The sequence below is a fragment of the uncultured Campylobacter sp. genome, from assembly GCF_937997465.1.
Taxonomy (GTDB): Bacteria; Campylobacterota; Campylobacteria; order Campylobacterales; family Campylobacteraceae; genus Campylobacter_A.
Genome location: NZ_CALKTQ010000268.1, coordinates 1 through 6,822 on the forward strand (window position 1 = coordinate 1; position 6,822 = coordinate 6,822).

The 6,822-nt window shown below is 44.5% G+C and carries 5 protein-coding genes and 2 pseudogenes; 6 read left to right on the forward strand and 1 reads right to left on the reverse strand.

Annotated features, from left to right (window positions below; genetic code table 11):
- Nucleotides 1-759 (forward strand): annotated as a pseudogene (locus Q0546_RS08895) (aminoacyl-histidine dipeptidase); the annotation flags it as partial.
- Nucleotides 760-1,305: 546 nt separating this feature from the next.
- Here Q0546_RS08895 and nth read toward each other — a convergent pair.
- Nucleotides 1,306-1,941, reverse strand: coding sequence for an endonuclease III (nth, locus tag Q0546_RS08900; RefSeq protein ID WP_298792322.1), 636 nt, complete (start codon nt 1,939-1,941; stop codon nt 1,306-1,308).
- 109 nt (nt 1,942-2,050) lie between these two features.
- Between nth and Q0546_RS08905 the strand changes: the two genes are divergently transcribed.
- The 5 genes and pseudogenes from Q0546_RS08905 to Q0546_RS08925 all read left to right on the forward strand — a co-directional run.
- Nucleotides 2,051-2,863 carry a peptidylprolyl isomerase gene (locus Q0546_RS08905; protein ID WP_298792324.1) on the forward strand — a complete coding sequence of 271 codons (813 nt, stop codon included), beginning with the start codon at nt 2,051-2,053 and terminating at the stop codon, nt 2,861-2,863.
- A gap of 10 nt (nt 2,864-2,873) precedes the next feature.
- A complete protein-coding gene (fbaA, locus tag Q0546_RS08910; RefSeq protein WP_298792326.1) occupies nt 2,874-3,938 on the forward strand; it encodes a class II fructose-bisphosphate aldolase in 1,065 nt (354 codons plus the stop codon).
- 8 nt (nt 3,939-3,946) lie between these two features.
- Nucleotides 3,947-5,284 (forward strand): MotA/TolQ/ExbB proton channel family protein, encoded by a 1,338-nt coding sequence (locus Q0546_RS08915; RefSeq protein WP_298055680.1) that lies wholly within the window; start codon nt 3,947-3,949, stop codon nt 5,282-5,284.
- Nucleotides 5,271-6,338, forward strand: coding sequence for an OmpA family protein (locus Q0546_RS08920; RefSeq protein ID WP_297940884.1), 1,068 nt, complete (start codon nt 5,271-5,273; stop codon nt 6,336-6,338). Before Q0546_RS08915 ends, Q0546_RS08920 begins: the two co-directional genes overlap by 14 nt.
- A 40-nt stretch (nt 6,339-6,378) precedes the next feature.
- A pseudogene (locus Q0546_RS08925) lies at nt 6,379-6,822 on the forward strand (1-aminocyclopropane-1-carboxylate deaminase); the annotation flags it as partial.

A 6,822-nucleotide genomic window follows, 5' to 3' on the forward strand; every position in this document is an offset into this window, starting at 1 on the left:
AAAATTTACGAGATCGGCGTCACGGGGCTTAGCGGCGGACACTCTGGCAACGAGATACACAAAAATATCCCAAACGCGACGAAGCTGCTGGCGAAATTCCTCGCCGAGGAGGGCTGTGAGCTCATTGGCCTGGATTTTGGCGAGAGGAGCAACTCGATCCCCGCAAACGCCGTGTGTAAGGCGCTGTGCGCGCATGAGCCAAAGCAGCGCGGCCTCGCGTGGGTAAAGAGCCTGGGCGATGGTGAAGCGGACGTGCTGGTAAATAGCGGCAAAATTTTAGCGCTCATCAACTCATTCGCCCAGGGCGTGCGCAGCTACGACACGCAGCTTGGCATGGTAAATGAAAGCATAAATCTCTCGACCGTCAAGCAGAAGGGTGAAGTGATCGAGTTTGACTTTTTTGGACGCGCGATGAAGCGAGAGGGGCTCGAAAATCTGGGTTTTGAAACCGCTACGCTGGCTAGCGTGCTGGGCTTTGATGTGAGAGTAGCCGACCGCTCGGCGAACTGGGCGCCGTGCATCAGCGACTTCGCGCATCTGGTGCTTGAGGAGCTGCAAAAACAAAAGCCGCAAGCGAAATTTGCCGCCGTGCATGCTGGCCTTGAGTGTGGCGTACTGGTCGCAAAACAGCCCGAGCTGCAAGCCTGCTCCATAGGCCCAAACATCCACTCGCCTCACTCCGTGAACGAGCACTGCGAGATAGCGTCGGTGGAGATGATGGCGGAAGTGGTAAGAAACATAATCGCTAGACTTCAGTAGCTTGGAAAGGCTTGTCTTTTGAGCGTCTTTGAATGAGTTTGAAATTTTAAGTCTGCGACAGACTACCTGTCTAGCCTTGACTTAAAATTTCTGCACAGCATTCAAATCCATCTCAAAAATACTTCGCCTTAAAATTTTTGCGGTGGTTTGTCTTTTTCCTTTATACGTCGTTGGAAACTCCGTCGGCTTCGGTCACGTATTGCGTATACGCTCCCTCGCCTCCGTCGTTTCCGCCTAGTCTAAAGAAAAAATACTTCGCCTTTATTTTATTTGGGCGGCTCGTCTCACGAGCGCTTTTTAAAGAGATTAGAAAATTTTAATCTACGACAGGCTACATGCCCAGTCTTGATTAAAATTTTCTGCACAACTTTCAAAATCATCTCGCGATACTTAGCCCTGGCTTCTTGCATTCAAATTTGGTTTTAAAATTTGCAGTGATTTTTATAAAATACATCTCATAATAAACGTAGTTGTCAAAAATCAAAATTTTAAAATTCCGTCAAATTTAAGTGCGTAAATTTAAGCCCACATTTGTAGGCTAAAATTTTAAGGAAAATTCTTATCTTTACTGCTACACAGCTCGTTTAAAAAGCACTCCTTGCAGTTTGGCTTGATCGCTTTACAGGTGTAGCGACCAAAAAGCACCATCGCTTGATGAAGCGTATTTAGCTGCGTTTTAAAGGCTTTGGTTAGATCAAGCTCGACGGCTTCGGGCGTCCTGCCCCGGCTAAGGCCAAGCCTGTGCGCCACGCGAAAGACGTGCGTATCCACCGCCATCAAATTTGATCCGAAATGCTCGATCAGCACGACGTGAGCAGTCTTTTGACCCACTCCAGCTAGACTCATCAGCTCCTTTTCGGTCGTTGGTATCTCGCCGTTAAATTCGCTCATCACGCTCTTTGCCATTTTGATCAAATTTTCTGCTTTGTTATTAAAAAAGCTACAGGAGCTTATGAGCGCTTTTACGCTGGCCAGATTTGCCTGCGCTAGGCTTGCTACGTCCGGATATGCTTCAAAAAGCGAAGGCGTGATCAAATTTACGCGCTTGTCCGTGCACTGCGCGCTTAACATCACGCACACGAGAAGCTCGTAGAGGTTGCGGAATTTAAGCTCGCTGCCCGCGTCTTTGAAATTTTCTAAAAATAAATTTTTGATAGCGTTTATATCTTTTTTCGTTCTCATAGCGCCGATTTTAGCCGTTTTTATTTAAATTTTCGATGAATTATAACTTATATTTAATGACTTTCCTGCTATAATCACCCTCGCAAAAATCTAAATTTAAGGAACAAAGATGAATAAAATTTTATTCGCATCTCTTAGTTTGGCTGCGGCTTTAAGCCTAAACGCGGCGGAGTACGCCACCGTAAACGGTTCTAGCATAACCGATAAGGACGTGGCTTTCACGCTTGCTGCTATGCCTGGCGTTACTCTTGAGCAACTGCCTAAAGACACTCAGAAAAAAGTAATCGACGAAACAATCAACAGAAAACTGCTTCTAGACGAGGCTAAAAAGAGCGGACTGGATAAGACCGACGAATACAAAGCCGCTCTTGAAGAGCTAAAAAACAACCTTGCGCTTGATCTTTGGATGAAGAGAATTTTCGACAATATAAAAGTAAGCGAAGGCGAAATCAGCGACTTTTATAATAAAAACAAAGCCGAATTTGCCGTGCCTGCACAAGTAAGAGCCAAACATATCCTAGTGGCTACTGAAAAAGACGCAAACGACATAATAGCTGCGCTAAAAGGGCTAAAAGGCGACGAGCTGGTTAAAAAATTCGAAGAGCTAGCAAAATCTAAATCTACCGATCAAGGCTCTGCGGCTAATGGCGGCGAACTAGGATGGTTTGGCCAATCTCAAATGGTAAAACCTTTCGCGGATGCTGCATTTGCTCTTAAAAAAGGCGAAGTAACTCAAAAACCTGTTAAATCAAATTTCGGCTACCACGTAATCCTAAAAGAGGATAGTAAAGCTGCCGGCACAGTAGCTCTAAATGATGTTAAGCCTCAAATCGAGGGCAGTATAAAGATGGAGAAATTTAGAAACGATATCAGAAAAAGAGGCGACGAGCTTCGCTCAAAAGCTAAAGTAGAATACAAATAAGGTCGATAAAATGGGTGTTTTAGACGTAGTAAAAGCCGGCGTTTTAAGCGGCGATGACGTAACTAGGCTGTATAAATACGCAAAGGAGCAGGGTTTTGCCTTGCCTGCGGTAAACGTGGTCGGAAGCGACTCGGTAAATGCCGTTTTAGAGGCGGCAAAAACGGCTAACTCACCCGTTATTATCCAGTTTAGTAACGGCGGAGCTGGCTTTTACGCCGGCAAAGCTTGCGGAAATGCCGACGTACTAGGTGCGGTAGCGGGCGCGCAGCACGTGCACTTGCTAGCTAAGGCTTACGGCGTGCCCGTGATCCTACACACCGATCACGCGGCTAGAAAGCTACTGCCGTGGATAGACGAGCTCATTAAATTTAGCCGCGAATACAAAAAAGCTCACGGCGTGCCGCTTTTTAGCTCGCATATGCTTGATCTTAGCGAAGAAAGCTTGGAGGAAAATTTAAGCACTTGCGAGAAGTACCTAAAAGAACTTAGCGAGCTTGGCATCAGCCTAGAAATCGAGCTTGGCGTAACCGGCGGCGAAGAGGACGGCGTGGATAACACGGGTGTTGATAATGCACTTCTTTATACGCAGCCTGAAGACGTCGCGCGGGCATATGAGCGACTAAGTAAAATCAGCGATAGATTTAGCATAGCGGCAAGCTTTGGTAATGTCCACGGCGTGTATAAGCCTGGCAACGTCGTATTACGACCGGAAATTTTGAAAAATTCGCAAGCATACGTTGCGGATAAATTTCAAACCCTAACCGATAAACCCGTAAATTTCGTATTTCACGGCGGTAGCGGTAGCGAGCTAAAGGATATCAAAGACGCGGTCAGCTACGGCGTGGTAAAGATGAATATCGACACGGATACGCAGTGGGCGTTTTGGGATGGCGTACGCGGCTACGAGGCGAAAAATCGCGCTTATTTGCAAGGTCAGATCGGTAACCCCGAAGGCGAAGATAAGCCTAACAAAAAATACTACGATCCGCGTAAATTTTTACGCGCCGGCGAGGAGTCGATGGTAAAGCGCCTACTAACGGCGTTTGAGGACTTAAACTGCTTAAATAGAAATTAAGGCTTACAATGGAACCCAAAAAAGAAGCGAGAAACGATAATTTCACTGATTTGGCGTTGCCTGAGGTAAAAGGCAGGCAATCTTTTTTCGTGTATACGAAAATTATATTTTTGCCGACGGCGATATATCTCGTCGCGCTTCTTGGGTATTTGGGGTATATAGATTTTCAAATCGGCCTACACACGGTTATTATGATGGGTATTATTTGGGTTATTTCGCTAATCTTTGCTAAAAATAGCGCCGAGCTTGCTTGTTGTTATTTTGAGCAAAGCGGAGCTGATTTCAAGCGAAATTTAAAAGAATACATCATTAAACATCTTTTAGTGATCGGTAAAGATACGAAATCAAACGCCGGATTTGATGAATTTGTCGCCTACTATACTAGAAATTTACGTAACGAAAATTTCGCTTCCGTGGGTGCGGGCATCTTTCCGATGCTGGGTATTTTGGGAACATTTATCAGTATCGCGGTTTCTATGCCGGAGTTTAACTCTTCAAATACTACCGAGCTCGAAACTGAAATTTCAACCCTTCTTAGCGGCGTGGCGACTGCGTTTTACGTCTCAATTTACGGTATTTTTCTAGCGCTTTGGTGGATATTTTTTGAAAAATACGGAACGAGCAAATTTGAAACGCTGGTGCGAAGACAAAAAAACGCTACGAGCGGCTTTTTCTGGACGAAAGAGGAGCTTGATAGAAGATATTTGCAAGAGAATTTAAGACACTTTGAAAAGATCGGAGTGATCTTTGAGCATGTTAGTAACGCCGAGTTCTTTGAGGAGCTTGATAAGACTATCGAGGCTAAATTTAAAACTTTTACAAATATCTTGAAAAACGAGGAAGAAGCTGTCAAGCTAAGCGGCGAACACATCAAGCAAACGATGAATACGCTGCTAAAATCCTCGAAAGATCAAAAAGATCTTATCAAAGTCCATGCTGAAATCTTGAACGTTATCAATAAATTTAACGGTAACATAAAAGATATGCAACTAAAATTTGCCGAGCAGTACAACCGTCTCTATGATGTGGGCGGCGAGCGTATCGCAAGGCTCGAAAAGAGCGTGGGCGAGCTAGAGTATAATGTTAAAAATTTCAGTGAGTCTCTTTCTAAATTTAGTAGTGAAATCTTAGAAAAACAAAAACTTGCAATGGATGGCTTTAAAGAGAGCTTGATTGACGGTGTACAGGCATTTAAAAAGGCCTTTGATGACGAAGCAATCGAGGCTTATGATGATAATAGCGCGCTCATTGAAGGGCTAAAGCAAGACATCGACGAGCTTGATAAAGAGGCGAATGAGATCTTGCAAACCATCGAAAAGGCGAGTATGCTAGATGAAAACGCGTAACGAGAACAAAAGCGGAGACCAGACCTTTTGGATATCGTATGCGGACCTGATGGCTGGGCTGATGTTTGTTTTTATGCTCATCATCGGCGCCGTTGTCGTAAAATACGTCCTTAGCCAAAGCGATCTGGCAAAACTACAAAAAGACTTAAGCGAGCGTGAAAAGCAAATCGCCTCATCACAAAGCGAGCTCGTTCGTAAAGAAAATGTCATAAAAGAAATTTTTTCAAATTTGGACCGCGCAAAGAGCGAAAATAAAGAGCTTGCCGACATAAACAGGCTCGTAAACGAGATGCTTGAAGGCGTCAAAAAAGAGAAAAACGAACTCACTAATCTAACCCAAACCTACGAGATAAATCTAAACGACGCGAATAAAACTATCGCGGATTTGCAGGATAGAGTGCTACAGCTGGGGCAAATTTTAGCGCAAAAGGACGAGGCGCTAAATGAGCTAAATGCAAAATACGGCGATGAAGTCTCAAGATATACCGCGCTGGAAGAGGATTTTAACAAAACAAAAGACAAGATCAAAGACATCAGCTCGCTTCGCTCAAACGTCATATCAAATTTACGCGCTAAACTTGGAAACAAGGTCAGCATAGATCCAAGCTCGGGTGTCGTGTCGCTGCCTGAGTCTATACTTTTTGACACGGGTTCGTACGAGCTAAGAGACGAGGCAAAGGCACGTCTAAAGGAAATTTTGCAGACTTATTTCGAGGCGATTTTAAATAACGAAGAGATCGCAAAACACATCGATAGGATCGTGATCGAGGGGCATACAAACTCCGTTGGTAGCTATATGTACAACCTTGATCTGTCGCAAAAGCGCGCGTATTCGGTACTAGACTTTATCTACTCGTGGAACAAAGACAAGCGCCTAGAGCACTATCTCATCGCTAGCGGACGTAGCTTTAGCGATCTGGTGATGAAAAACGGCAAAGAAGACCCCGACGCATCCAAGCGTATTGAGATCAAATTTTCGATCTCGGACAAAGAGTCGATGAAAGAGATGCAAGATCTCTTGGAGCGGCAAAATCAAAAGTATTCAAAAGACTAAATTTAACGGACTCGAGTTTTACGTACTTCGCGACGACCTGATGGATGGCGAATTTAACGGCAACAAGGCTAGAAAGCTGGAGTATTTCCTGCATGCTGGTCTAGGTGGCATAAAACGCGTCGTTAGCTACGGCTCAAGTCAGTCAAACGCGATGTATAGCCTAAGCGTTTTTGCGAAGATGAATGGGCTCGAGTTTCACTACGTAGTTTCAAATTTAAACTCAAATTTGGCGTCAAATCCGATCGGAAATTTTAAATTTGCCCTTGAAAACGGTATGAAAATCTATGTAGATAAAGATAGGCGGGCGCGGGCTAGGGCTTTAGCTTGTGAGCTGGCGGGATTAAAAGAGGGCGAGATTTACGGCGATGAGGCTGTAAATTTGACGGATGCTTCTGATAGAAACGGGTTAAATTTAAAGGATACGGGCGGGTCAAATTTGAGCAACTTTGACGAACGGCTCGGTTTTACGGATATAAATTTAAAT